At 49.5% G+C, this 24,844-nt stretch carries 21 protein-coding genes; 7 read left to right on the forward strand and 14 right to left on the reverse strand.

The window, feature by feature from the left end:
• Positions 1–34: 34 nt before the first annotated feature.
• The 6 genes from MJ611_RS12180 to MJ611_RS12205 all read right to left on the reverse strand — a co-directional run bounded on the left by MJ611_RS12180 (position 35) and on the right by MJ611_RS12205 (position 3,723).
• On the reverse strand, positions 35–574 hold the full coding sequence (locus MJ611_RS12180; RefSeq protein WP_250430091.1) for a cupin domain-containing protein: 540 nt from the start codon (positions 572–574) through the stop codon (positions 35–37).
• A 165-nt stretch (positions 575–739) separates the two neighbouring features.
• Positions 740–991 carry a hypothetical protein gene (locus tag MJ611_RS12185; RefSeq protein ID WP_250430092.1) on the reverse strand — a complete coding sequence of 84 codons (252 nt, stop codon included), beginning with the start codon at positions 989–991 and terminating at the stop codon, positions 740–742.
• A 62-nt stretch (positions 992–1,053) separates the two neighbouring features.
• Positions 1,054–1,209 carry a hypothetical protein gene (locus MJ611_RS12190; protein WP_250430093.1) on the reverse strand — a complete coding sequence of 52 codons (156 nt, stop codon included), beginning with the start codon at positions 1,207–1,209 and terminating at the stop codon, positions 1,054–1,056.
• A 364-nt stretch (positions 1,210–1,573) separates the two neighbouring features.
• On the reverse strand, positions 1,574–2,335 hold the full coding sequence (locus MJ611_RS12195; RefSeq protein WP_250430094.1) for an endonuclease/exonuclease/phosphatase family protein: 762 nt from the start codon (positions 2,333–2,335) through the stop codon (positions 1,574–1,576).
• A gap of 178 nt (positions 2,336–2,513) precedes the next feature.
• Entirely contained in the window at positions 2,514–3,254 is a 741-nt protein-coding gene (locus tag MJ611_RS12200; RefSeq protein WP_250430095.1) for a class I SAM-dependent methyltransferase, read from the reverse strand.
• 10 nt (positions 3,255–3,264) lie between these two features.
• Positions 3,265–3,723, reverse strand: a complete 459-nt coding sequence (locus MJ611_RS12205; protein ID WP_250430096.1) for a hypothetical protein — start codon at positions 3,721–3,723, stop codon at positions 3,265–3,267.
• A gap of 317 nt (positions 3,724–4,040) precedes the next feature.
• On the opposite strand from MJ611_RS12205, the gene MJ611_RS20640 reads away from it, so the two are divergent.
• The gene (locus MJ611_RS20640) at positions 4,041–5,651 is read left to right on the forward strand and encodes a T9SS type A sorting domain-containing protein (RefSeq protein WP_250430097.1); all 1,611 of its coding nucleotides are present in this window, start codon (positions 4,041–4,043) and stop codon (positions 5,649–5,651) included.
• A gap of 121 nt (positions 5,652–5,772) precedes the next feature.
• Positions 5,773–7,971, forward strand: a complete 2,199-nt coding sequence (locus MJ611_RS12215; protein WP_250430098.1) for a M3 family metallopeptidase — start codon at positions 5,773–5,775, stop codon at positions 7,969–7,971.
• Between the two features lie 170 nt (positions 7,972–8,141).
• Here the strand turns inward: MJ611_RS12215 and MJ611_RS12220 are convergent, their stop codons facing one another.
• Entirely contained in the window at positions 8,142–9,908 is a 1,767-nt protein-coding gene (locus tag MJ611_RS12220) for a chloride channel protein (protein WP_250430099.1), read from the reverse strand.
• A gap of 811 nt (positions 9,909–10,719) precedes the next feature.
• Here MJ611_RS12220 and MJ611_RS12225 point away from each other — a divergent pair.
• Entirely contained in the window at positions 10,720–11,127 is a 408-nt protein-coding gene (locus MJ611_RS12225) for a hypothetical protein (protein ID WP_250430100.1), read from the forward strand.
• Positions 11,128–11,268: 141 nt separating this feature from the next.
• On the opposite strand, the gene MJ611_RS12230 is transcribed toward MJ611_RS12225, so the two are convergent.
• Together MJ611_RS12230 and MJ611_RS12235 are read right to left on the reverse strand one after the other, a co-directional pair.
• On the reverse strand, positions 11,269–11,673 hold the full coding sequence (locus MJ611_RS12230; RefSeq protein WP_250430101.1) for a response regulator: 405 nt from the start codon (positions 11,671–11,673) through the stop codon (positions 11,269–11,271).
• 48 nt (positions 11,674–11,721) lie between these two features.
• Positions 11,722–13,833 carry an ATP-binding protein gene (locus tag MJ611_RS12235; protein ID WP_250430102.1) on the reverse strand — a complete coding sequence of 704 codons (2,112 nt, stop codon included), beginning with the start codon at positions 13,831–13,833 and terminating at the stop codon, positions 11,722–11,724.
• Between the two features lie 218 nt (positions 13,834–14,051).
• Here MJ611_RS12235 and MJ611_RS12240 point away from each other — a divergent pair, with 218 nt between their 5' ends.
• The 3 genes from MJ611_RS12240 to MJ611_RS12250 all read left to right on the forward strand — a co-directional run bounded on the left by MJ611_RS12240 (position 14,052) and on the right by MJ611_RS12250 (position 18,897).
• Positions 14,052–14,498 carry a GNAT family N-acetyltransferase gene (locus MJ611_RS12240; protein WP_250430103.1) on the forward strand — a complete coding sequence of 149 codons (447 nt, stop codon included), beginning with the start codon at positions 14,052–14,054 and terminating at the stop codon, positions 14,496–14,498.
• Positions 14,499–14,500: 2 nt separating this feature from the next.
• The gene (locus tag MJ611_RS12245) at positions 14,501–14,746 is read left to right on the forward strand and encodes a DUF3820 family protein (protein ID WP_250430104.1); all 246 of its coding nucleotides are present in this window, start codon (positions 14,501–14,503) and stop codon (positions 14,744–14,746) included.
• Between the two features lie 308 nt (positions 14,747–15,054).
• A complete protein-coding gene (locus MJ611_RS12250; protein ID WP_250430105.1) occupies positions 15,055–18,897 on the forward strand; it encodes an SBBP repeat-containing protein in 3,843 nt (1,280 codons plus the stop codon).
• 118 nt (positions 18,898–19,015) lie between these two features.
• On the opposite strand, the gene MJ611_RS12255 is transcribed toward MJ611_RS12250, so the two are convergent.
• Entirely contained in the window at positions 19,016–19,297 is a 282-nt protein-coding gene (locus MJ611_RS12255; RefSeq protein WP_250430106.1) for a hypothetical protein, read from the reverse strand.
• Between the two features lie 323 nt (positions 19,298–19,620).
• Between MJ611_RS12255 and MJ611_RS12260 the strand changes: the two genes are divergently transcribed.
• A complete protein-coding gene (locus tag MJ611_RS12260) occupies positions 19,621–21,183 on the forward strand; it encodes a glycerol-3-phosphate dehydrogenase/oxidase (protein ID WP_250430107.1) in 1,563 nt (520 codons plus the stop codon).
• A 71-nt stretch (positions 21,184–21,254) separates the two neighbouring features.
• Here MJ611_RS12260 and MJ611_RS12265 read toward each other — a convergent pair whose 3' ends face one another.
• From MJ611_RS12265 to MJ611_RS12280, 4 genes are all read right to left on the reverse strand, one after another.
• Positions 21,255–21,716 carry a DUF4268 domain-containing protein gene (locus MJ611_RS12265; RefSeq protein WP_250430108.1) on the reverse strand — a complete coding sequence of 154 codons (462 nt, stop codon included), beginning with the start codon at positions 21,714–21,716 and terminating at the stop codon, positions 21,255–21,257.
• A gap of 261 nt (positions 21,717–21,977) precedes the next feature.
• Positions 21,978–22,220, reverse strand: a complete 243-nt coding sequence (locus tag MJ611_RS12270; protein ID WP_250430109.1) for a hypothetical protein — start codon at positions 22,218–22,220, stop codon at positions 21,978–21,980.
• Between the two features lie 60 nt (positions 22,221–22,280).
• Positions 22,281–23,180, reverse strand: coding sequence for a phosphogluconate dehydrogenase (NAD(+)-dependent, decarboxylating) (gene gnd / locus MJ611_RS12275; protein ID WP_250430110.1), 900 nt, complete (start codon positions 23,178–23,180; stop codon positions 22,281–22,283).
• A 58-nt stretch (positions 23,181–23,238) separates the two neighbouring features.
• Positions 23,239–24,795 (reverse strand): gluconokinase, encoded by a 1,557-nt coding sequence (locus MJ611_RS12280; RefSeq protein ID WP_250430111.1) that lies wholly within the window; start codon positions 24,793–24,795, stop codon positions 23,239–23,241.
• Between the last annotated feature and the right edge of the window lie 49 nt (positions 24,796–24,844).

Raw genomic sequence — 24,844 nt, forward strand, 5'->3', positions numbered from 1 at the left:
CCTCTGCTTTTTAGTTAAGTATAACAAGTATAGCCTAGCGACCAAAATCGTCCTGTACTCTTACGATATCTTCTTCGTCTGATGGCTTTCCTGCATCGGTGTGTTGCCATATTTCAGCCAGCACGCCCCAGTCATCGAGCCCTACCAGGCGGTGGCGCTCGCCCTGTTGTAGTTTTATTTTATCGCCGGGACCCAACGTTTTCCGCTCACCTTCTTCATCGGTATCGCTGGTGACCACGCCTACGGTACCTTTTATTACCTGCCAAATCTCAGCTCTGCGGTGATGATACTGCCATGATAGTCTTTTTTCCGGGGCCACCACTAAGATCTTTGGGCTAAGCTTTCCGGAAATCTTTAAATCATCAACAGAGATACCATCAAAATAAGTATCTGCAAAGCGCTGGGCCTGCTCCTCATCTATCACAAAAAAGCCACCCCATGGCCGGGTGCGATCCTGTTTTTCTACTGTAAAGCCTTTTGTTTCAAGCTCATGCTTCAGCTCTTCAAAAAGTCTTGTTTTGTTTTCTTCTTCCGATACCATGTTTGTATTGTAATCGTCCTCTTCGGGGTTCATCTGTTTAAGCTGGAAATATAATAATACTTATTAAACCAAAGAAATTTTGTTGTAGTCAGTCTGTTCAACAATAGTAGTTTACTGCTTAAGAAAGTGTTTACTTACTTTGTGCAAGTATAGTTAAACGGTAATGTGAAAAGTGGAGAAATAACTAAGCTGTACCTTCTAGAAGTCAAGCATCTCCAGCAGGTTGATCTGGTTGAGATAAGGCTCGAGGGCTTTCTTGCTACTAAAACCTCTTACCAGGCTAATGTGCTCACTTTCGGGGTTGTACCAAATTTCAGCAAAGAAGTTGCCAAGATCATACAAGGCAATACGATAACCTCTTCTGGCACGATACGCCAAAAAAGTACCATGTGCCCAGATTATTTCTAATCTACCTGCAAGGGTGTGGGTGTTGAATAAAGTGAGGTTCATGCACTAGTATACGATGGCAATCAGAAAAGGAAGCAGCCTGTACAGGCTTTGTTACACTATAGTCAGGATGCAGCCCTGGAATGCTGGTCATACTCTTCTTCACTCTCAAAATCCCAGTATACTTCCAGTGTTGTTGGTCCGTCGAGATAAGCCGGAATAGGGGTGTAAATAACCAACCCCGCTTTAAATATCCGCTTTCCGGATCTGGCTAACCGCACAGCTTGCCACATAAGCCTGCTATATATCTCTGAACCAACAGGTCGCCTGCTGTTAACATAAGGGCTCCCTTCTTCGAACTTAAACACAGTTGTATACATGATTCCATTATTCAGGAGGTGCAAAATCTTCTGTATAATATTCTACGTATGTTTTTGTTCATAGATATACAACAAAGCTGAAAACATCTTGTTAAAGTATAGCTTATAACCTGAACAGCCTCTTCAGATCAATCTGTGCCATAAAATTTGTGATAGGATAAGTAGGGAGGAGCTTATAAGCAGCAGGGAGAAAAATGGAGGGCTGACAACAGAGAATCAATTTAGATGTACTCTCTATTGTCAGCTCTTCAGAAGCTCATCAAAACTACTTTTCAGTAACAAAGCTTATTTTAACCAGGATCGGGAAATGATCTGAGGGAAATTTTCCGTTATACGTATCGGTCAGCATTCCCCATTTAGATACATTAAAGTCTTTCGTCACAAAAATATGGTCGATGACTTCGTTGCCTTCATTCTGTTTACCAAAGGCATTGAAGGAGGAGCTGAGCGCATACGGCTGTTTTACTTCTTTGAATGTATCTTTCAGAATATCTGAATTCGCTAGTGCCTGATACCATTCACTGCTGTGATTGCCGTTAAAATCGCCGGTTAAGATGACTGGTTCTTTGCCCGCAATCTCACGGATCTTGCGCAACATGAGTTTGCTGCTTTCGCGGCGGGCTTGTACCCCCTCGTGGTCAAAATGTACATTAAAGACGTAAAATTTCTTTTTTGTTTTGAGGTCCTGTAAATAAACCCAGGATGCAATCCGGTTGCAGCAGGTGGCATCCCAGCCAAGAGATGGTTTGTCCGGTGTTTCGGACAGCCAGAAATCTCCTTTGTTCAGCAGCTTGTACTTGTCCTTCCTGAAAAAAATGGCAGCGTGCTCTCCTTTTTCTTTTCCGTCGTCCCGGCCTACACCGTAACGGTCGTACTCGGTCAACGCTTTGCTTAGGTCATCCAGCTGATTTTTAAAGCCTTCCTGGGTACCCAAGATATCAAACTCATGAAAGCGGATCAACGCCGCTACGGCTGGTGCGCGGTCTTTCCAGAGATTGCCAATGTCGTTGGGGGTGTCTAACCGCACATTGTAGGAACCAACTGTTAATTGCTGTGCTCGGGTTAAAGCTGTAACATTTAGCAGGAGCAGAAGGGAAAGAAGCAATGCTTTTAAATACATAAAATCCATCATTACAAGTAAAATGCAGGCTTTTAACGTACAGCTTTGAAACTATACAGTTGAAGCTTGAACAGTTAAGTTATACTTAATTTTCAGTTTTTTCGAACAACATGAAATGCTGAATGGGAAGAAAGTCTTCCTGTTTATAGAGTCTGAAACCGTTAGCTTCTAATTCCTTTCTGATCTGTTCGGCGCTCATCTTGTGCAGTTCCCTTATGCGAACATCCGGATCCTCTGCCCGGTACTCAAGCAGTAGCAGTTTGCCTCCTGGCTTCAAAGCCTTGTGAATTGCCTGCAGCATTTCCTGCGGGTACTCCAGCTCATGGTACACGTCCACCATAAAAGCAAGATCGAGGGAGCTGTCAGGCAGGTTTATACTTTGGTTTCCTCCTTTTACTACTTCCACATTTGCCAGGCCTAGTTTCTGTTGCCGTTCTTTCAGGGAGGAGAGGAACCTGTCCTGTACCTCCACGGCGTACACCTTACCATCCAGCACTTTGGGTGCAATGCGGAAAGTATAAAACCCGGTGCCAGCCCCAATATCGGCTACCACGCTGTTGGGTTGCAGCGGCATATTTTCTATGGCTAACAGTGAGTTTTCTTCTTCCTGCCGTGAATCTCTGTCCAGCCAGCTTCCGCCTGTTGCCGTCATGATGGCGGCTATTTCACGGCCCATGTATACTTTGCCTGTGCCGCCGTTTTGGGGCTTTTTAGTAGTATAACCCCTGGTAGCAGTCTGCTCTTGCTGAGCCTGGCAGGAGTTGCAGGAACTCAGGGCCAGCACCAAAAGCATCACATACAGCCGGAGTGAAGCAGAGATACGCATTTGATTTATTCTAGGAGGCCAGATTTTCAAGTCGTTGTGTTATATCGTCAATCAGCTCTTCGCTCCACCTTTCAGCCAGTGTCTCGTACTCGGCTTTGTCCCAGCGTGAAAAGTATTCTTTCTCCGGCCAGCTATCACCTTTGCCAGGACCAACCGTGTAGCTGCTGCGGTCGAGTTTAAAGACCAGGTCCTTCGTTATATCGAATGTTTCTGCCCCGGCTTTCTGAAAACCTTCCAGTCGTATTCTCAGACCAAGTTGCTGCACATTGCCATTCTCTATACTTATCTCAACGGCAGAGTCGGCGGCGGGGTCTTTGGTCCAGGTGTCCACCATACGTTCCAGGTTAAAGTTGTCGAATAAGGGTATGACAGCCGCTAAGTTTTGGTGCACATGCTGCGCCAGCGCAGGAAGGATGGCATTGTAAAGCTGCTGTATGGATTGTTTATCGCGTATCGGTTGGTCTTGCATGGGTTCTGTTTAGGACTAAATAGTTATATACGTGGCCTGTTCAAAAGCAGGTTTGTACCATGGATGTATGGTCGAAATTGTGAATTTCCTTTAAGAAATAATATAGAAGAATATTTATAGTTAAAGATAATGATATGCGTTCTTTATATATAACAATTAAAAGTGCAGGTCGTACTATAGTATTATTTTCTCCCCTCCTGTGTGAGCTGTGTATGATCGGAAAATTTATACTTAGATATACTATACTTTTTGCATGCGCAATATTAAGTTCGTTCAATTCAGCGGCTCAATTTACCTCTATTACCAACCTTACGCCCGTGCCTGTTTCCACCGGTACGGGTGAGAAGCCCCAGTCGAAAGTATGGAAGCACGCTGGCCGGTACTGGTGCGTGCTGCCCAACTCGAGCGGCACGCACCTCTGGCGGCTGGAGGGCACAAGCTGGACGCCGGTTCTGAAGCTCTCGAGCAGGACTACAACCAAAGCCGACTGCAAGCTGGTGGGCAACCTGGCCCACATCCTGCTCTTCCAGGGGGCTTCCTCGCAGTTCGTGTCGGTGGAGTATCTTTCAACTTCGGCCACTTACCAGCTTTGGTCTAAACGCACCTCTACCGTGGGCCTGAACCTTGAGAAGGGCGTGGAAACGGCGACCATCGATATGGACGGCACCGGCCGCATGTGGCTGGCCTCGGACGGGAGCACCACCATCCAGGTGCGCTACAGCGATGTCCCGTACCACACCTGGAGCAGCCCCATCACCCTTGCCTCGGATGTGAGCACCGACGACATTGGAACCGTGATTGCCATGCCCGGCAAGATAGGCGTGCTCTGGTCCAACCAAACCACCCGCCGCTTTGGCTTCAGAACCCACCGGGATGGAGAAGATCCTGGTGAGTGGACTGAAGACGAGGTGCCTGCCTCGCAGTCGGCCCTCAATGTTGGAGCAGGCATGGCCGACGACCACCTCAACATGGCCGTAGCAGCAGATGGCACGCTCTACTGTGCCGTCAAGACCAGTTACGACAACAGCCGCTACCCTGAAATTGCCTTGCTTGTCAGGCAGCCCTCCGGCGAGTGGGACGATTTGTACGAGGTATCGAAAAAAGGCACCAGGCCAATTGTTGAGCTTGATGAAAAAAACGATAAAGTGATCGTAATATATACTGCAGGAGATACTGGAGGAGACATTCTTTACAGAGAGTCCATGCTTTCTTCTATAACCTTCAGTTCGCAAATGATATTGATGAGCGGAGGGGCTTATAACAACTCGACCAGCACAAAAGACAACTTCAGCGAGGACGTTGTCATTTTAGCATCGACTAGCAAAGAGGCGGTAGGAGTGCTGGCGAGCAATAAACTGGAGCCTCTGCCAGTAGAGTTGTTTAGCTTTGAAGCAAAACTGGTGAACGACGATGTGGTGCTCAAATGGATAACTGCCTCGGAAAAAAACAACGAGTATTTTAGTATAGAAGCAAGTACCGACGGGCACAATTTCATTTCGATCGGTACCGTGCCCGGTAACGGCACTACGCAGGTACAGAGCCGTTATACGTTTACAGACAAAGACATTTTCCACTATAACGCCGCTCAGGTATACTATCGGCTAAGGCAGGTGGATTACTCAGGTGAAGCAACGCTCAGCCCTGTACGGTTTGTGCAATCTCCTGCTCTGGCAAAGGGGCTTTCGCTTCAGGTCTTTCCTAACCCATTCAAGTATGATCTTCAGGTACAGATAGGCACGGATAAAGCGGAACCTGCCTCGCTGACGTTATACAATGCTCAGGGCAAGGTATTGCTTTCCCAGCAGCCGCTGCTCAAAGTCGGGCAAAACCACATCCTTCTAAACGAGCTTCCCCTCGCGCAAGGCATCTATTTTTTGTCAGTCAGAACAGCCAGCCAGCAGCGGGTTGTAAAGTTGGTTCGGGAGTAAAAGCATTTCTTTGTTGTTGTAACAAGTAAAACCCGTTAGGGTGTTTCGGTTTTTTCGTAACTTGTGATCTGTTACAACAACAGAGTTTTGACTCAAATCTTTTACACCCTTTAAACAACCTATGGGAAACCAATTTATTTCAGCTGGCAAGAAATCAGGTTTGATGGCTTTGCTGGCTTTGGCAAGCTGCACTACTGCACAAAAACAGGAGCAATCGCAGCAGGCACCTACTGCCATGGAACAAAAGCAAGTTGAAACCAACCCACTGTTGAAAGAGTGGACAGGGCCTTACGGTGGCGTTCCGGCCTTCGATAAAATGAACCTGGCCGACCTGAAACCGGCTATGGAAAAAGCAATGGCGCTGAATCTGAAAGAGATCGAAGCGATTGCCAACAACACACAGCCTGCCACTTTCGAGAACACCATCGAGGCCATGGAACGTGCAGGCGAAGAGCTGAACCGTGTATTTGTATACTATGGCATCTGGGGCAGCAACGTGTCTACTCCGGAGTTTAGAAAAGTACAGGCTGAACTGGCTCCACAAATTTCAGAATTCAACTCTAAGATATCGCAGAACGAAAAGCTTTTCCAGCGCATCAAAACGGTTTACGAAAACGCACAGAAGAACCCGCTTCCAGCCGATCAGCAGCGCGTGGTGCAGCTCGTGTACGAAAACTTTGCCCTGGAAGGTGCTGACCTGAGCCCGGAAGCAAAACAGCGCTACGCCGGGATCAATAAGGAGCTTTCGTCGCTATACACTGAGTTCTCCAACAACATTCTGGCAGACGAAGAGAAGTACGTGGTATACCTGACCAAAGACCAACTGGGTGGCCTGCCGGAGTCGTTTGTGAAAGCAGCGGCCAAAGCAGCAGCAGATCTGGGCCAGGAAGGCAAGTATGCCATCATCAATACCCGTTCATCCATGGACCAGTTCCTGACTTACTCTACAGAGCGTGCGCTGCGTGAGAAAGTATGGAAGAACTACTATTCGCGTGCCGATAACGGCGATGAGAACGACAACAATGCCAACATTGCCAAAATACTGAAGCTACGCAACGAACGCGTGAAGCTGATGGGCTTTAACAACTATGCTGAATGGCGCCTGCAGAACCGCATGGCCAAGAACCCCCAAGCTGCCATGGACCTGATGAACGCCGTTTGGCCGGCTGCTCTGGCCCGCGTGAAACAGGAAGTAGCCGACATGCAGCAGGTTGCGAACAAGACCAGCAAAACCAAGATCACCATCGAGCCCTGGGATTACCGCTACTATGCTGAGAAAGTACGCCAGCAGAAGTATGACCTGAACTCCGATGAGGTGAAGCAGTACCTGGAACTGGGCAACCTGACGCAGGCGATCTTCTTTACCGCCGGTGAGCTGTTCAACTTCAAGTTCACGCCGGTAGCGGAGGGTTCTGTACCAGTATTCCACGAGGACGTGAAAGTATGGGAAGTAACGGACAAAACGACTGGCGCGCACATTGGCCTGTGGTATCTTGATCCGTTTGCGCGCCAAGGCAAACGTTCCGGTGCCTGGGCAACTACGTACCGTGCCCACACTACTTTCGACGGCAAAGAAACCGTGCTGGCATCCAACAACTCTAACTTTGTGAAGCCTGCTCCGGGCGAGCCGGTGCTGGTGTCGTGGGACGATGCAGAAACGTTCTTCCACGAGTTTGGCCACGCGCTGCACTTCCTGGCGTCTAACGTGAAATACCCAACCCTGAACAGCGGCGTGCGCGACTATACCGAGTTCCAGTCGCAGTTGCTGGAGCGCTGGCTGTCTACCGACAAGGTGATCAACCAGTTCCTGAAGCACTACAAGACCGGACAGCCAATGCCGAAAGAGCTGGTGGCCAAGATCGAAAAAGCTGCTACTTTCAACCAGGGCTTTGCTACGACCGAGTTCCTGGCGTCTGCCCTGATGGACATGCACTTCCACCTGGCAGATCCGAATGGTTTGGACCCGGACAAGTTTGAGCGCGAAACACTGGCTAAGATGAAAATGCCGAAGGAGATCGTGATGCGTCACCGTTCGCCGCATTTTGGCCACGTGTTCTCCGGTGAAGGTTATGCTACCGGTTACTACGGTTACCTGTGGGCCGACGTGCTGACATCCGACGCTGCCGAAGCCTTTGCCGAAGCGCCAGGCGGATTCTACGACAAGGAAGTTGCCGACAAACTGGTGAAGTACCTGTTTGCGCCGCGCAACTCCATGGATCCGGCAGAGGCGTACCGCAAGTTCCGTGGCCGCGATGCCAAGATAGACGCGCTGATGCGTGACCGTGGTTTCCCGGTACCTGGACCTCAATCTAAAAAATAATACTTTCGTTGCTTAGGTAAAGAACGAAGTATAAAGTATAAAAGCCCTGCCGACTTAATGTTGGCAGGGCTTTTATACTTTCAGCTCCATGCAAACCCGGTGTTATTTGAGCATCTGAACTGAGTGTGTTACCAGCAAATTAGCGCGGTTATCATCCCGGTTACTATTGACTAGAAGAACCTGTTCACTTTGGTTAATTCCTGGCGGTACTGGGTCAGCAACCGGTTTTTGGAAATGAATCCTTTGAACTTGCCATTTCGCACCACCGGCAGCGACCATAGTTTATACTTGTCCAGTTTGTCCAGCACCTCCGTAGCAGGCTCATCCATCTCCACCACTGCCTCAGGCGCATGCATCAGGTCGCGGGCCAGAATGGTATCATAGTTGGACGTATCGCCCAGGCGCTGCCTTAAGTCATTCAGGGTAATAATGCCGACGAGCCTTCCCTGCTCATCCAATACCTGCTGCACATCTTTATCAGACTTCGTAATACTTTCAATCACATCCCGGAAAGTAGCCGTTTCTCTTACAGGTGTTCCATCCTCTTCTACAAGTTGCTTTATACTTAGTTGGTTGAGTAAAATGCGGTCTACGCGCAGGGCTTTGCTCTGGCCCATGGGTTGCACAACGCTACGGCGCAGGTTTTCAACGTAGTACTTCAGGAAATACGAAACTGCGCAAATCAACATCAATGGCACAAAAAGCTGGTAACTCTGCGTGATCTCAGCTACAAGGAATATAGCTGTTACCGGTGCATTCATGATGCAGGCAAAAACGCTGGCCATACCCAAGAATATGTAAGTAGCCTGGTTGATCTGGTAGAAAGGGAAAAATAACACCACCACCTTGTAAAACAGAAAGCCCAGGAGCCCGCCGGTAATAATAGAGGGTGCAAAATAACCGCCTTCGCCCCCGGAGTTAACGCAAATGCCGGTGCTTATGGGTTTTACCATTGTAATCAGGAAGAAGAAAAACAGGTTAGCCCATGCAGTGTTGGGCAGCACAGCCAGCGGCGAATTTACAAAAAGCGACCGCTCTTCGTTGTTGAGCAGCGCGTCTATACTTACATAGCCTTCGCCAAACAGGGGTGGCAACAAAAAGATAATGCTCCCGAGAGCAACACCTCCCACCAATGCCCGCAGGTAGGCATTCTTGATGCGCGAGAGGTACAAGGCACAATAACTATAGGTCCGGAGCAGGTAGTTCGACATCAGCATACCTAATACCCCTAGTATAATTACCAGCGGAATCTGCTCGTAGGCAAAATCTGTCAGCGGTACCTGGAAGCGGAGGTGCTCACCCATGATGAACTCGAATAAGATCTTACCCGCGGCAGCGGCTACCAGCAGCGGAATCAGCAGGGTTGGGGTAAACTCCGGAAGGATGGTTTCGAGGGCAAAAATAAAGCCTCCCATAGGAGCGTTGTAAACAGCCGAAATGCCAGCTGCCACGCCACACCCGATCAGCAGGGTACGCAGGCGGTAGCCCAATCCTAAAAAGCGGCCCACATTGGAGCCGACAGCCGCCCCACTCGAAATAATAGCTGCTTCTACACCGGAGCTTCCTCCAAAACCGATGGTAAGGCCTGTTGTAACGAACTTGGAATAAACGAGGCGAAGCCGGATGATGGACGAATGATTTTCAATGGCATCGATCACATGCCGGGCACCGCCAAAGTAGGCTGTTTTGCTGAAGATGTTGCGGTTAAGAAACGTAACCAGCAGGAAGCCCACCAAAGGCAGCAGAAAATAGAGTAGCTTGGGAGCAAAGTATACGGCATACTGCTCGATGTAGAAGATGATGGTCTTGATCAGGATTGCCGACAACCCCACAATGAGGCCAACGACCATGCTCAGCATAAAGGGCATGATACGGTTGTTGCTCTGCCGCCTGCGCCACTTTAAAAATGCCAGTTGGTATCGGTTTGGTCTGCTCATGTTGTGCTGATCGTATGCATGATATCGTTTCTCAGGAATACACTTATCTTATGAAAAGCCTTTATTAAAACGGTTCATTTACATGATTTTATTTTCCTGGATCAGGCTCACCTCCTGTTAAAGAAACCTGAAATTAATGGCTGCCCTTGTTATAGTTGCTAAGAGCCTATACGCTTCTTTCCCTGTTATGTCAAAAATGCCGGCCAGGCACAGTGCTCCCAATTGATACAAAGATAAACCGTGCCATCTTAATGGCGGGCGAGGTTTTAAAAATTGAAGTGAATTTTTCAGGTAAATGGTAAGAATGCGGGTGTGCCCCGGATGGAGGAACGGCAAGGGCAATATAACCTGAATGAAATGTTTGCCTTCAGCAATGAGTGAACTGTATAAAAACACAAAAGACTCCCGCCAAGGAGTCTTTCATGCATCGAAAATTTTATTTTTCAACTTTTAGCCATGCTTTTATACGTGGGTGTTAGGGTAGGAGGTTACATAATTTTGAAATTTTTTTAAACCTCCTGTAGTAAGTATAGCTGCTATAGTTCGATAGTTATTAAGAGAGTATCGGTTTGTTTCATCGGCAGAGAGGAGATGTTGCAGTTTTAGCGTTGTTCAGGACAGGGGCTGCAAAAGTATAAATGCCGGATGTGCTATGTGATGACTCATTGCTTTATAACATTGGATGTAGTGATACGTGTATGTACATTTTTTTTACACTTTTTGAAGGTCAGGAGATTAATCTGATTGCCATTCTTTGTACTTTCACGCATTCTCTTTTAGTTGTGCAGCGTCGCAATTGTATTGTTATTATATGCTTGAATTAAATTTGCCCTACCTGAACATTGCTGTTGAGGAATACGAAGGTATGATGTATTCGGAGTGGATACGGCAACCTACACACGAGGAACACCTGGAAGGGATATCAAAAATTGTAGAATTTCTGCAACGCTACGCCATTTCACATTGGATAAAGGATTCTACGCTCCTGACATGGCTTCCGCTGGAGAGCATGAAGCAGGAACTACGTCAGATCTTACCGGCCATTACAACTTCTTCGCTAAAGAAAATTGCCTGCCTTGTAACCCGGGATTTTGACTACATGGCTTTGTTTGTAACGATAATGAAGGAAGAGAACATTGTAGTAAACACCCCGATTGACGCGCGGCAGTTCCGCACCTACAAAGCCGCTGCCGATTGGATAGCAGACATACGAGCCTGAGAGAACAGCACGCAGAAATCGCTGTTGCATAAATGAGCATCAGGGGAAGTCTGTGAAGGTGTTGGCGTAAAGCACAGCCTTACATACAAAAGCTGGTTTAGAAGTATGCTACTGTGCTTGTTTTGCTCTTCTGAAACCGGTTTAACTTTCCTCCAACAGGCTGCTAAGTTGCTGCGATGAGAGCGGCTTGTTCAGAAATCCTTTGATTACGTATTCTTTGGCACGCTCTACATCTTTTGTGTTAAGCGAGGTGGAGAGCAGCACAATTTGTACGCCTTCTTTCCCCGGGCAACTCAGCTCCTCAAAAGCCTTCAGAAAGCCGAAGCCATCCAGCACCGGCATGTTTATATCGAGCAGTACCAGCTCCGGTAGTCCGGGGTTGCCCTGCTGTGCTTCGCAAAGTTGCCTGATAAGCGTGATGGCCTCCCTGCCGTTACGGGCAACGAGGATATTCTCAGCAATATCCAGCTTCTTAATGATCAGCTCGTTTAGGAAATTCGTCGCTTCATCGTCGTCAACAAGCAGAATCGTATTTAGTTTTTGCATTGAATGCTGGGTAAAATTAACATATTACGGTTTAGAGTAGCTTATACGTTAATGTTTGAAATTTATTTTAAAAGTAGTGCCTTCGCCGAGCTTACTTTCTACTTCTATACTTCCTCCGGCATTTTCCACGATCTTTTTTACAATGTACAGACCCACGCCTGATCCTTCTACGTGGTCGTGCAGGCGCTTGAACATGGAAAATATTTTATCCTTATCTGCCATGTCCATGCCCAGACCGTTGTCTGATACCGTAAGGATTGTGTACTCAGGCGTACGTTCAGTACGGAAGCGTATGTGTGGTGGCCGGTCCGGAGAGCTATACTTCAGGGCATTGCTCAGCAGGTTGTAAATAATACTTCGGATATTCTTTGCCGAAAAACGTATGATCCCGTCCGAAAAATCAGTTTCTATGCGGGCACCCATAGCTTCGATTATCGGCTCAAAATCAAGGCATACTTCGGCAACTACCTCCGGAAGGTCTACCACCGTGATGTCTTCTCCGGTATCGCGCTGCAGCTTTGCCACTTCAGTAAGATCGCTTACGGCACGTTTAAACCTGTCGATGGATGTTTTGATCATGCTGATGAGCCGCTGCACCATCTCAGAGCTGAGGGTTTCGGCTGGCAGGTACTCTTCCAGCGCTACCATAAGCCCCTCGATGTTGGAAATGGGCGCTTTCAGGTCGTGCGAGGCCGAGTATACAAAATTATCCAGGTCGGCATTGATGGTGAGCAGTTGCCTGTTGATGGTTTCAATCTCTCTGCGGGATTTTACCTGTTCGCTTATGTTTATGGCTACCGCAATCACGCCGCTAACAAATCCCTGTGAGTCGCGCATGGGATGGTAAAGAAAATCGAGGTAGGTCTGCTCCATCTCTCCGTTCCGCTCCAATACGACGGGCAACTCATTGGCAATAAAGGGCTGCCCTGTATTTACCACCTGGTCGAGCAGTGAAATAAAGCCCTGTTCACCGGCTTCAGGAATAGCTTCTATAACCGGTTTGCCTAAAACTTCTTCGGGTTTACGACCCCAGATCTCGCATACTTCAGGGTTAGCCAGGTCAATGATATACTGAGGGCCGCGCATGATGGTAATGCCCACAGGCGCCTGCTGAAAAACATCCTGAAGAAATTGCTGTTGGTGGATCAGTTCTTCCCGGGCCTGCAGGCTTGTGATAGAAGTTGCGATGTGCCCGATCAGCAGCCTGTGGAAGTTCTGGTAATCAGAATTATACTCCAGCCTTGGGCTTATGCCTGAAATAAAGAAACCGATCACCTGATCCAGACCAGGCCTGAAAACAGGATGTATGGCTACCTGATTTGTATTGGTTAAACCTTCCTGCAAAGCATTGTTCCGCATTTGCTGATCTATAAGGATCATCTTTTTGGTTTGAAAGACCTTTGCCAGAGGACAGTTATCCTGCCCCTCCAGATCGTTCATGTTTATTAAAACAGGTGCAACCTCAGGCCTAACGTCTCCTGCCATTCCTACCAGACGGGCCTCACTGCCTGTAGCGTTCAGCAGGTAGATCATACTGAATGGTATATCGCTCTGGTTGGCATCTATAATTTCGCACATCGACTGGCAGGCTTCTTCCAGTTGATGGACCTGGGCAGTGGCATCCGAAATGTCTTTCAGTGTTTTCAACCTTCGCTGACTAAGCAGGGTATTGGTCACTTCAAAACAGGCGCAGAATATACCTTCTACCTGGCCGGCATCATTAAAGGCTGGGCTGTAAGAAAACGTCCAGTACGTTTCTTCGATAAAGCCTTTGCGATCCATCAGAACAAGCAGGTTTTCAGCATAAAATGGATTGGCATCCTGCATGATACCTTCTGCCACTTTGCCGAGTTGGTCCCAGATCTCGGCCCACATTATACGTGCGCTTGCCCCCAACGCTTTCGGATGCTTGTTGCCCAGGGCAGGCAGATAAGCATCGTTATGGAACATGTAAAAATCTTCCGACCACCAGATAAACATCGGGAAATCAGAATGCAGCAACAGGCGGATGTTCGTTTGCAAACTCTGCGGCCAGGTTTCAGGGTTACCGAGTGGGTGGTTGTCCCAGTCGTACGCCCGCATCAGGGCGCCCATTTCACCCCCTCCCTGAAAAAGACTAAAGGTAATGCTGTTAGAAGTTTTGTTTTCCGGTTGAGGCATCGGGATGATAGTTTGATAATAAGAGGCCGTTGTCTTAAAGGTACTAAATTAAATTTTAACGAATAAGAAACAATATCGGTTGGTTACGCCGCAAGTATAGCAGAGGAGGAATGGTGCATTTATTTTAAGTGGCTTTGGCACCGCAAAAACAGACCGGCTGCTGTATATTTGCCTGCGCTACGCCTGGTACGTAGCTTTTACTTTATTTGGATTACTGCATGGCACTTACTAAAATTTGCAAAGCTTTCAACGAATTATCTGCCAACGAACTCTACGACATGCTCCGGGTGAGGAGCGAAGTATTTGTGGTGGAGCAGAACTGCGTGTTCCTCGACATGGACGATAAAGACCAGCTTTGCCATCATATCCTGTTTTACCAGGATGGAACGCTCGTGGCAACTGCCCGCCTTGTGCCGCCGGGCGTATCTTACCCCGAGATGTCGATCGGCAGGATCGTGACCAGCCCCTTGGTACGCGGAACCGGCGTCGGGAAAGTGTTGGTCGACATGGCCATTGAGGAGTGTTACAGGTTGTTTGGCACAGGGCCGATAAAAATCGGAGCTCAGCTGTATGCAAAGGGCTTCTACGAATCGTTTGGCTTTGTGCAGTCCAGCGACGTATACGACGAGGACGGCATCGATCACATTAAAATGATAAAGGCCTAAGTATGGAGTTAGCGGACCAGCCGAACACAGGGATACTGCTTGACCTGGTAAAGGCGAAGATGCCTTTCGGGAAGTATAAAGATACCATACTTTGCGACCTGCCTGTTTCTTACCTGGAGTGGTTCAGCCGGGAGGGCTTTCCACCGGGCAAGTTGGGCATGCAGCTGGCCACACTCTACGAGATCAAGATCAACGGGCTAGGCTACCTGCTGGAGCCTTTGAAGAAGAAAAACAACATGCGGCGCTAGTTTAAAAGCGCCCCTCTGATTCTCTTACACAAATTCTTCCCCCTGACCAGGTGTAGTTTTGCATGCCGTAGGTCTATGCACGCTATATCTGGCAACTTTTCTTTTTGATAAGCTTACATATTAACAGAGGCTCGCATACTACGGATAATGTGGTGATGGCTTGCGCCTCTCTGTTAAGGCGTCTGTTTGCACCTGCTATAATCAGCAGCTGCCACCCCAATTCTTTTCTACCGCCACACCTGCCCTTCAGGTGATGGAATCCCTCTTGGCTATTTTTGATCTGATTCGGCTCTAATCCATGTTACACCATGATCAGTATTTTACCCAATTTTCTAAAGGGGATGTTGTTGCAACGTTTCCTGCTCTTTCTACCTTCACTCATACTTTATTTTAATGTAGCACCTGCCATTGCACAAAAGGTGGCTGCCGAATGGGAGCAGCGTTATAACGGACAGGGGCAGAGCAAGGAATATTTCCAATCTTCTGCCATGGACAAGGAAGGCAACCTATACCTGACAGGAACCAGCTATGGAGCACCTGCTTTCCGGTTCGGTGCAAGCCGGGAACACGGAGAAATTCTTACGGTAAAGTATGCGCCATCCGGAGAAGTACTCTGGAGCAACACGTTTGTAGCAGACAGCTCCCGCGATATCTTTGAGTATAGTGAGGTGGCGTATGGTATAGCTGTAGATGAATCAGGTGGGGTGTACGTCTCGGGTGTCAGGCAAATCCAGACTAGCGATCTTGAAATAAACCAGAAGGTTATACTTTTCAGGTTGAATACAGCAGACGGTGCACAGGTCTGGAACACGACATTTTCTGTTGAAAATGAAGTCTTTGAGCCGGCTGCCATCACCGCAGACCGATCCGGCGGCGTTTACCTGACCGGTACCAGCTACCGGACCTTTAAGTTTGATGCCCGCACCGGTAGCCGGATCTGGAGCGCACGCTATACCGGAGCGGTAGGCAGCAGCGGCGGCAGTGAAACAGACATAGCCCGTGCTATTGTGGTAGATGAGAAGGGAGGTGTAGTTGTTACCGGGCGAAGCTTCCTGAAGTTTCTGTATCATGTTGGGCACGGGCCTGCTTTGCCGGTGTATTCTTACGCCACGGTAAAGTTCGATGCTGCCACAGGCGCCAGCCTGTGGGAAGCACGCTACACCGGCGATACCACCTCCACAGTGGAAAACGATGCCAGGGCCATGGCGCTGGACAGCGCAGGCGATGTGTACGTTACCGGAACACGCAGAGGCACAGTGGCAGACGAAGGCCTTGTTACGATAAAGTATAGCAACAGCAGCGGAGAGCAGCTTTGGACCTCCAGGAACAGCAACGGTTACGAGTCCAATGCCATTGTAACAGATGATGCCGGTGGTGTATACATAACAGGAAGTAGTTATCAAGGTAGTATGTTGCACGATGCGCTTCTTACAGTCAAATATAGTGCAGCAAGCGGACAGCAACTTTGGGAAAACAAACATCCGAAACCACCCGGCGCAGGTTATATCACGTCTCGTACCATGGCCGTTGGTAAGGCAAACGATGTATATGTAGCAGGTATAAGTGGCGATCAGCTGCACAATACCGGTTATACCACCATCCGCTACAATGCTGCTTCAGGATCTACCCAATGGAGAGATTTTTACAGGGTGAGCCTGTCCAGGGGCAATCTCAATATCCACTTGAACAGCAATGGTAATGTTTTTGTGGCAGGCTCCGCCTTTAATGAAGGCTTTGCAAACAGCGATTACGTGTTGCTGAGATACGCGGCAGCTACGGGAGGCCAACCGGAAGTAAATAGATATGAAGCACTTGATAACGCAAACGAGACTGCTATAGTAGTCGCAGTAGATGAGACTGGTAATACTTATGTGGCGGGTATCAGTTTCATGGAATTTAGCGTGGGAACAGGCATCGATCTGGTTATAGTTGCCTACGCTCCGACGGGCGAAGTATTGTGGGAGAAAAGGGTCGATAAAGGATCAGAAGACAGGCCATCTGCTATTGCACTGGATGATGCCGGCGGCATTTATATAACAGGCAGTGCCGGCGACCAGGGAACAGCCGATTACCTGACAATGAAGCTACAGGCAGCGGACGGTGCAGTGGTGTGGGAGTCGTTTTACGATAGCGGAGATAAGGAATTTGACAGTGCCCTCGGACTTGCCCTGGACGGTAGTGGTGGGGTATACGTAACTGGGATGAGCTACAAAAAGGTTGGCGCTACCTCCAACAGCGATTACGCTACGATTAAGTATGATGCTGAAACCGGTGCACAGGTATGGGTAACACGATTTGACGGTGGCCTGAACCTGAGCGATGAAGCCTATGCCATAGCAGCTGATAGTGCCGGTGGCGTGTACGTAACCGGTGGCGCAGCTTTTCAGCCGGACGATTACAATGGGAAAGACTTTGCTACGCTGAAGTACAACGCCGCCAACGGAGAACAACTCTGGCTGGCTCGTTACGATGGCGGAGTTGGTTTTGATGCGGCAGTCCGGATTGCAGTTGCCAACAACCAGGACGTATACGTGGCCGGACAAAGCACTGGTGCCGATACGCTCGTGAAGTATACTACCATCAGGTACACGGCCACTGACGGAAAGCAGCTGTGGCTGTCGGACTACAAAACGGCTAATGAGACCGCTGTTGTAAAAGACATGGCAGTAGATGATAAGGGCGGTGTATACGTGACCGGTTACAGCTATTCTTATGTGGCGGGGCAGCTGTTGTATGCAGATTATGCCACTGTAAAGTATAATGCTGTTGACGGAGCGCAACGCTGGGTGCAACGGTTCGGAGAAAGGAATACCATTTCTAATGCCGCTGCGCTGGCGGTGGATAAGGCTGGGGATGTGTACGTAACCGGGCAACAGATTATGGACCGTGATGGTGGCAGAGCAGGCGTTGCGGCTACGCTAAAGTATAAAGGAGAAGACGGAACACCTCAATGGACAGCACTCACGGCAGGAATTGATGATAGCGGTAATGATATTGCAGTTGATGCGAAGAGCAATATTTACGTTGCAGGCAGCAGCTACTCCACCCGTACCTTCCTGGATTTACTGACGATCAAATACAGGCAGGGGGCTGCTTGTGTACCTGTTGCGGCCAGAGCCATTGCCGGACAAATAGCCATACGTGCCGGTACACCACAGCGCTTTGAGTATAGCTTAACGGGTGCTGGTGCTACCTTGTTTACCTGGGCTGTAACCGGAGAGGAAAGTATAGCTTTAAGCGGGCAGGGCAGCGATAAAATATCCGTTGCTTGGCCAGCTAGCGCATGCGTGTATGAGGTAAGAGCCAGCTATAGTGCCGGGGTCAGCTGCACTGTACAGGATACCTCGCTGACAGTGGCTGTTTTTGATCCGAATGCAGGTTTTGTAGTAGGTGCTGGTTGGCTTGAGTCGCCTGTTGCCATACCGTTGGAGCCAATGCAGCAGACGGGTCGTGCCTATTTTGCCTTTGCTGCCTGGTATGGCCGCGATGGACGTTCCGTACAGGGGCAAACAGCCTTCAGGCTGAGTACCGCAGGCCTGGATTTTCGAAGCAGCCAACATACGCCCATGCGTCTAGTTATAGCGGGCAACAGGGCAAACTATACCGGGCAAGGCATGCTTAATGGGCAGGTGGGCTACGGATTTCTTGTTTCGGCTGTAGACGGAGACCTGGCGCAGGGAAGGCTGCAGGACCGCCTTCGGGTGAAAGTATGGAATCTAGCTACAGGAGAGATCGCATATGACCTGCAAACCGGTGCAGGCGAAGGGGCAATAGCTTCTACTGCCATCTCTAGAGGTCAGATCGTCATTCATCGACCGTTGGGCCGTCCGCTGGATTTGTTGGCCTCAGAAGCCGAACAACTGAGCCAGGAGCTGGCGTTATTGGAGCCGGAACAAACCCTTACTGTCTACCCGACTGCCTTCTCCGATCGTGCGATAACTTCCTTCACACTGCCTTTTGAGGAAGCTTATACGCTGGAACTCTATGACCTGAAGGGAGCGCTGGTGCGCCACATTGCAAGTAGCAGGGCAGAGGCCAGGCAGCGACAGGAGCATGTAATAGAGGCGACCGGATTGCCTGGTGGAATTTACCTGTTGCGACTCTCCACCGCATCCACTTCGCAGGCAATAAAGCTGCTGATAAAGCCTTAGGAAAAGCTTAAGCAAGTATAAAGGTTGGCGATATGACTATGCCGAACACAGATAAGGAAAGGAGACTGAAGGTATAAGGGTGAAGCTGTTATAAATCATAGGGATGCTGATAATAACCCTATGATTTATAACAAACAATATAGGTAAGTGCAGAGAGCATGAGCGGATGTTTTTCTTTCATCTTTTCCAACAGTTGCTCCATTACCAGGTAGTCGCTCACATTGCTGCTGATCTCGTCGCAAAGGAGCAGGTACTTATACCTGATCACACTTATATAACATTTGTCGTCGTTGTCTAGCAAGTAGTTACAGATCCTGTAATACAGCTCGTGAGACTCCCGTTCACTTAGCTCTACTTCCAGTGTATCCTTTATCGCCTTCTTTGCACTTCTTCTTTGCATAGCAAGATTTCGTTGTTACAGGTAACTACTGAATACGAGATTATTTCCTTTGGTATGCTGTAAACATTAAAAATATTTTCTCAAGGGAAATAAGCTAAAACAGAAGCTGTAGTACGTAATTATGCTTGCCAGTGTTTAACCGGAAGCCGCTGGTATCCCGTTTTATGTTGAATGCTGCACGTAAAGGGCACTAAAATTTCTTTTTGTATTATTCTGTGGTTGTATAAATAACCTGGCGTCGTTGGTTCCAGTATAAATGCTCATAATCCTACCTACTTACTACAGGCGAGCCGCTGTACTTACTTAAAGAAAGTAGCACCAACATGAACCGTACAAAATTACTGGAACAGCTGCATGACCCTCACATAAGTTGGGACATCATTGTGATCGGGGGTGGCGCAACTGGTTTGGGCGTTGCCATGGATGCGGCCATACGAGGCTACAGAACACTGTTGCTAGAACAAGCAGACTTTGCCAAAGGCACCTCCAGCAGAAGCACAAAGCTGATCCATGGAGGGGTGCGCTATCTGGCCCAGGGCAAAGTGGCGCTGGTGCTGGAGGCCTTACGCGAACGGGGTTTGTTGCTAAAAAATGCAGCGCACGTCGTTAGAAGGCAAGCCTTTGTGATCCCATACTATAACTGGTGGGACGGCCCTTTCTATACAATAGGGTTAAGGCTTTATGACGTGCTGGCCGGAAAGCTGAGCCTAGGAGCCTCCCGGAGGATCAGCAAAGAGAAAACAATTGAAGCCTTGCCTGTCATCGAAACAAAAGGGCTGAAAGGAGGCATTGTATATTACGACGCGCAGTTCGATGATACCCGCCTGGCAGTGTATCTGGCACAAACGGCCGTGGATAACGGCGCCTGTGTGCTGAACTACATGCAGGTAGTGGGCCTGCTGAAAGATGATACCGGTCGCGTAAGCGGCGTACAGGCACGGGAAACCGAGAACGATAGTACCTACCTGCTGAAGGCCAAAACAGTGGTGAACGCAACCGGCGTGTTTGTAGATGCCATACTCCGGATGGAAAACCCGCAGGCCGAACCGCTGGTGCGCCCCAGCCAGGGCGTGCACGTCGTGCTGGACAGCTCTTTCCTGCCCGGCGACAATGCATTGCTGATCCCTAAAACGGCTGACGGGCGCGTGCTTTTTGCCGTGCCCTGGCACAACAAAGTGCTGGTAGGTACCACCGATACCCTGCGCAGAAAAGTTGAACTGGAGCCTCAGGCGTTGGAAGAAGAAATTAATTTTATACTTGATACAGCCGGCCAGTATCTTACCCGGAAACCCACCAGAAAGGATGTGTGCTCTGTGTTTGCAGGCTTACGGCCCTTGGCCGCTCAGCAGGGCAAAAGGCAATCGACAAAGGAAATATCCCGCAACTTTAAAGTGATGGTAACTGCATCCGGGCTGGTAACCATTACCGGTGGCAAATGGACCATTTTCCGGCTGATGGCAGAGCGCACGGTCGATGCCGCTATTAAGGCTGGTAAGTTATTGCCCAAGCCGTGTACCACCCAGTCACATCCTATACATGGAAACAAACCGTTTGTGCACTGCAACAGCCATTTAGCCCTTTACGGAGCCGATATGCCTGCCATACAGCAACTGATGCAGCAGGAGCCGGAACTCGCACAGAAGCTTCATCCGGATTTCCCCTATACCAAAGCCGAAGTAGTATGGGCCGCCCGCAAAGAGATGGCGCGGACTGTAGAAGATGTGCTGGCACGCAGGGTAAGGCTGTTATTTTTGGACGCCCGCGCTGCACTGGCAGCAGCCCCCGAAGTAGCCCGCCTGCTCTCCCTGGAGCTGCAAAAAGACGAAACCTGGCGTGAACAGCAGATCGCCGGATTCACAGCCTTGGCCCGGCATTATATCCTCTGATGCAAGTATAGACTATACTTGGTAAGTCTAAACTGATCCCATATTTTGGCGACCGTGAGAGCCGGCGAATTCTACTTTAAACTATCAAAGCTATACTTGGCGTCGCTCCAGAATTCATCCAGCGCAATGATGCGGGGTTTAAAGAACGAGATCAGTGTAGGCCAGTCGTCTTTGTTGAACACGTTGGCAGGGGCTATTTCCTTGTAAATGCGGCTTACGGTGCGGCCGTTTTCATCGGTAGTGTGCAGGTCCCATTCCCATTCTTCCCCCAGGGACTCGTGCAGTAAAGTTCTGAGTTCCTCAAATTGCTCAAAGTATAACTGCTGTATTTCCAGGTCGGGGTGCGTGAGTTCGATGGCGATGGAAGCCGATTTCTTTTCTGCTTGCATGCGGAAGTATACATGCTTGATACCGGTTTTATAGTTCGACCAGTTGGTCTTCAGGCCTTCGGCGGAGAGGTGCGGGGATAGGTATTGTCCGAATGCGGTCCAGAAAGCCTGCCGGAGCTGTGAAGCCTGTTCTCGTGTATACATGAATGCAAATTTAAGTATAAAGTAAGACTTTACGGAAGAAAGGAGGACAAGGGCAGCATGCGTAAAGTATGGAGAAGAGAGGGAAATTGCCCTGAACGCAGGTTTCTAAAAAAAATGCAAAAATATTTCAGCCTTTTGTAACAACCGCTAAACTGCCTCCGTATAAAAGCATGGCTAAAAGTTGAAAAGTTAATTTTCACAGCGAAGGCTCCTCATCGTGGGAGCCTTCGCTGTTTTTGTTTTAACCTGTCTCAACTAGCCTCACCTGTCATTCCCCAGGTGCTTCACCAACTCGGTGTAGGCCTGCTCTGCTTCGGCTTTTTCAAACATTTTCTGAGAAGCTCCGAAATCCAGCACCAACTTGGCTGTCTGGCTGCCGGTTTCCGGTTTGTAGGTAACGTAGCAAAGCTTGTTCAGGTCCAGCATTAGCACCGACCGTACGTCGCCGCTCCCCAGGTTTATGGTTATAAAATTTGTTTCCGGCATTGATCTGTCTCTTTCCATCACATCCTCCGCTCTGTTTTATACTTTATACGACCAGCCGCAGGCAAAGGAGCAAGCCATTTAGTCTGCTTTGTCTACCTGGTGCCCTCCAAACTCGTTGCGCAGGGCCGCCACAACTTTGCCGGTGAACGTATCGGTTTCGAGCGAGCGGTAGCGCATCAGCAGCGAGAGCGCGATCACGGGGGTGGCCACCTGCATGTCCAGGGCTGTTTCCAGGGTCCATTTTCCTTCACCGGAAGAGTACATGATGCCCTTGATGGCCGATAACTGCGGGTCTTTGCGGAAGGCATTCTCGACCAGTTCCATCAGCCAGCTCCGCACCACCGAACCATGGTTCCAGACACGCGCTACCTCCTTGTAGTTGATGTTATACTCGCTTTTGTGCAGCAGCTCAAATCCTTCGGCAATGGCCTGCATCATGCCATACTCCACGCCGTTGTGGATCATCTTCACAAAGTGGCCGCTGCCCGGCTTGCCCACATACAGATACCCGTTTTCAACCGACACATCCCTGAAAATTTCCTCGCAATATTGAAACGCTTCGGGCTCGCCACCTACCATGGTGCAGGCGCCGTTCCGTGCCCCGCTCAGGCCTCCGCTGGTACCACAATCCAGAAAATACATATCCGTAGCTTTGAGCTGTTCGGCTCTCCGGACAGAGTCTTTGTAGTTGGAATTGCCGCCATCGATGAGGATGTCCTGGGGGTTCAGGTGCGGCAGCAGCTGGGAGATCACCGTATCGACTGCGGCACCGGCAGGCACCATGATCCAGATCACTTTTCGGCCGGACAGTTGCTGGGCTAGTTCCGGGATCGTATATGCCGGTGTGATACCTTCCGCGGCAGCACGGTCTATGTTTTCGATGGCGATGTCGAAGGCCGTAACGTGGTGCTTGTGGTCGCGAAGGTTGAGGGCAAGGTTGTAGCCCATTTTGCCAAGTCCGATCAGTCCTATTTGCATGGTGTTTTTTTTAAAGAGGTTACAGGTATGGCTGGTCAGGCCTGAAGTATATACTTGATTACTCTGTTCGCTTAGCGATAGTTGTACCCGGATGAAAGTTGGCGATCTGGCCAAATGTGTCCTTCAGTTTGGGGTATAGCGACTCGAACAAGGTATAGCTCTGCATGTAGAGCTGGTGAAGCTCAGGGTCGGGTTTATACGTCTTTTTTACCCGGATCATACTTCCGGCGTCCTCCAGTTTTTCAAGTATACCCAGCGCGTGCATTCCCAGTAGGGCAGCGCCAAAAGCAGAGCCCTCCGGGGATTCCGTCAGGTGTACCTCTTTGTTGAAAACATCTGCCAGCATCTGCACCCATACTTCGGATCTGGAAAAACCGCCGTTCGCATACAGGCAGGCAACCGGCCCGTTGGTTTGTTCCAGTGCTCTCCCAACGTGGTAAATGGTGAAGATCACCCCTTCCATCAACGCCCTCAGGAAGTGTTCGCGGGTATGGGTATAGTGTGCCCCGATAAAACAGGCGCGGGCTGCGGCATCCCAGATAGGGGCGCGCTCACCCAGCAGGTAAGGCAGACACAAGAGGCCGTCTGCTCCGGCGGGTATGGTGGCTGCTTTGTCGCAGAGCAGGGCATACGTATCAATATCTTGTTGCCGGGCTGCAGCCGTTTCGGAAGTATAAAAGTTGTCGCGGAACCAGCGCAGGGCTACGCCGCCGTTGTTCACCGAGCCCCCGATCACGTAATGGTGCTCGTTGAGCACATAACTGAAGAGCCGCTCCTGCAAATCAGTAACAGGCTTATTGGCCATCACCCGAATGGCGCCGCTGGTGCCAATGGTTACCACGGCCTCGCCGGCCCGCACCGCATGTGCACTTAAGTTGGCCAGGCATCCGTCGCTGGCCCCGATGATAAACGGAACCTCAGGCGGCAGTTGCAGGAGCGTAGCATAGGAAGCGTTCAGGTTCCGGAAAGAATAGGTAGGCGGTACGGGCTCGGGCAACTGTTCTTTGGTGATACCTGCTATCTTGAGGGCTTCCGGGTGCCAGTCCAAGTTAAAGAGATTGAACAAGCCCGTAGCCGAAGCCACCGAATAATCCGTTTTATACTTCCCGAAAAGCCGGAACAGCACATACTCTTTTATACCGATGAATTTGCCTGCTTTCCGGAAAATTTCCGGTTGATGGTCGCGGAGCCAGCACAGCTTGAACAAAGGCGACATGGGGTGCAGCGGCGTGCCGGTATGCAGGTAAAGGTGGTGTCCTGCGTCTGTGCTTTTGAGTTTAGCAACATACTCTCTGCTGCGGGTATCGGCCCAGGTGATCAGGTTGGTAAGCTTGTTCCCGTGGGCATCGACAGCCATCAGCCCGTGCATGGCACTGCTGAAGCTGACACCCTCCAGCTTATAAGCTGCCTGGTGCAATAATCTGATTACTGCACCTAAGGTTTCCAGCACAGCCTCCAATACCTGTTCCGGGTCTAGTTCTGCCGTACCCGGCCCTGGGCTTAGGAGGGGGTATTCTTTTGCTTCCTGAAAAAGCACATGTCCCGTTATGCCGAAAGCTACAGCTTTGGTACTGGTCGTGCCGATATCCACACCAACAATCGCTTGCTTTCTCATAGGTTTCATGGCTTGCACGTATAGTACGCAACAAGGGCAAGAGGCAGTT

The sequence above is a fragment of the Pontibacter ruber genome (assembly GCF_023630205.1).
GTDB classification, from domain to species: domain Bacteria; phylum Bacteroidota; class Bacteroidia; order Cytophagales; family Hymenobacteraceae; genus Pontibacter; species Pontibacter ruber.

What these genes read in the sequence shown, in the direction of transcription:
- MJ611_RS12180 (WP_250430091.1), bottom strand. Translation starts at nt 574, where the DNA reads ATGAACCCCGAAGAGGACGATTACAATACAAACATGGTATCGGAAGAA.
- MJ611_RS12185 (WP_250430092.1), bottom strand. Translation starts at nt 991, where the DNA reads ATGAACCTCACTTTATTCAACACCCACACCCTTGCAGGTAGATTAGAA.
- MJ611_RS12200 (WP_250430095.1), bottom strand. Translation starts at nt 3,254, where the DNA reads ATGCGTATCTCTGCTTCACTCCGGCTGTATGTGATGCTTTTGGTGCTG.
- MJ611_RS12205 (WP_250430096.1), bottom strand. Translation starts at nt 3,723, where the DNA reads ATGCAAGACCAACCGATACGCGATAAACAATCCATACAGCAGCTTTAC.
- MJ611_RS12215 (WP_250430098.1), top strand. Translation starts at nt 5,773, where the DNA reads ATGGGAAACCAATTTATTTCAGCTGGCAAGAAATCAGGTTTGATGGCT.
- MJ611_RS12220 (WP_250430099.1), bottom strand. Translation starts at nt 9,908, where the DNA reads ATGAGCAGACCAAACCGATACCAACTGGCATTTTTAAAGTGGCGCAGG.
- MJ611_RS12225 (WP_250430100.1), top strand. Translation starts at nt 10,720, where the DNA reads ATGCTTGAATTAAATTTGCCCTACCTGAACATTGCTGTTGAGGAATAC.
- MJ611_RS12230 (WP_250430101.1), bottom strand. Translation starts at nt 11,673, where the DNA reads ATGCAAAAACTAAATACGATTCTGCTTGTTGACGACGATGAAGCGACG.
- MJ611_RS12235 (WP_250430102.1), bottom strand. Translation starts at nt 13,833, where the DNA reads ATGCCTCAACCGGAAAACAAAACTTCTAACAGCATTACCTTTAGTCTT.
- MJ611_RS12240 (WP_250430103.1), top strand. Translation starts at nt 14,052, where the DNA reads ATGGCACTTACTAAAATTTGCAAAGCTTTCAACGAATTATCTGCCAAC.
- MJ611_RS12245 (WP_250430104.1), top strand. Translation starts at nt 14,501, where the DNA reads ATGGAGTTAGCGGACCAGCCGAACACAGGGATACTGCTTGACCTGGTA.
- MJ611_RS12250 (WP_250430105.1), top strand. Translation starts at nt 15,055, where the DNA reads ATGATCAGTATTTTACCCAATTTTCTAAAGGGGATGTTGTTGCAACGT.
- MJ611_RS12255 (WP_250430106.1), bottom strand. Translation starts at nt 19,297, where the DNA reads ATGCAAAGAAGAAGTGCAAAGAAGGCGATAAAGGATACACTGGAAGTA.
- MJ611_RS12260 (WP_250430107.1), top strand. Translation starts at nt 19,621, where the DNA reads ATGAACCGTACAAAATTACTGGAACAGCTGCATGACCCTCACATAAGT.
- MJ611_RS12265 (WP_250430108.1), bottom strand. Translation starts at nt 21,716, where the DNA reads ATGTATACACGAGAACAGGCTTCACAGCTCCGGCAGGCTTTCTGGACC.
- MJ611_RS12270 (WP_250430109.1), bottom strand. Translation starts at nt 22,220, where the DNA reads ATGGAAAGAGACAGATCAATGCCGGAAACAAATTTTATAACCATAAAC.
- gnd (WP_250430110.1), bottom strand. Translation starts at nt 23,180, where the DNA reads ATGCAAATAGGACTGATCGGACTTGGCAAAATGGGCTACAACCTTGCC.
- MJ611_RS12280 (WP_250430111.1), bottom strand. Translation starts at nt 24,795, where the DNA reads ATGAGAAAGCAAGCGATTGTTGGTGTGGATATCGGCACGACCAGTACC.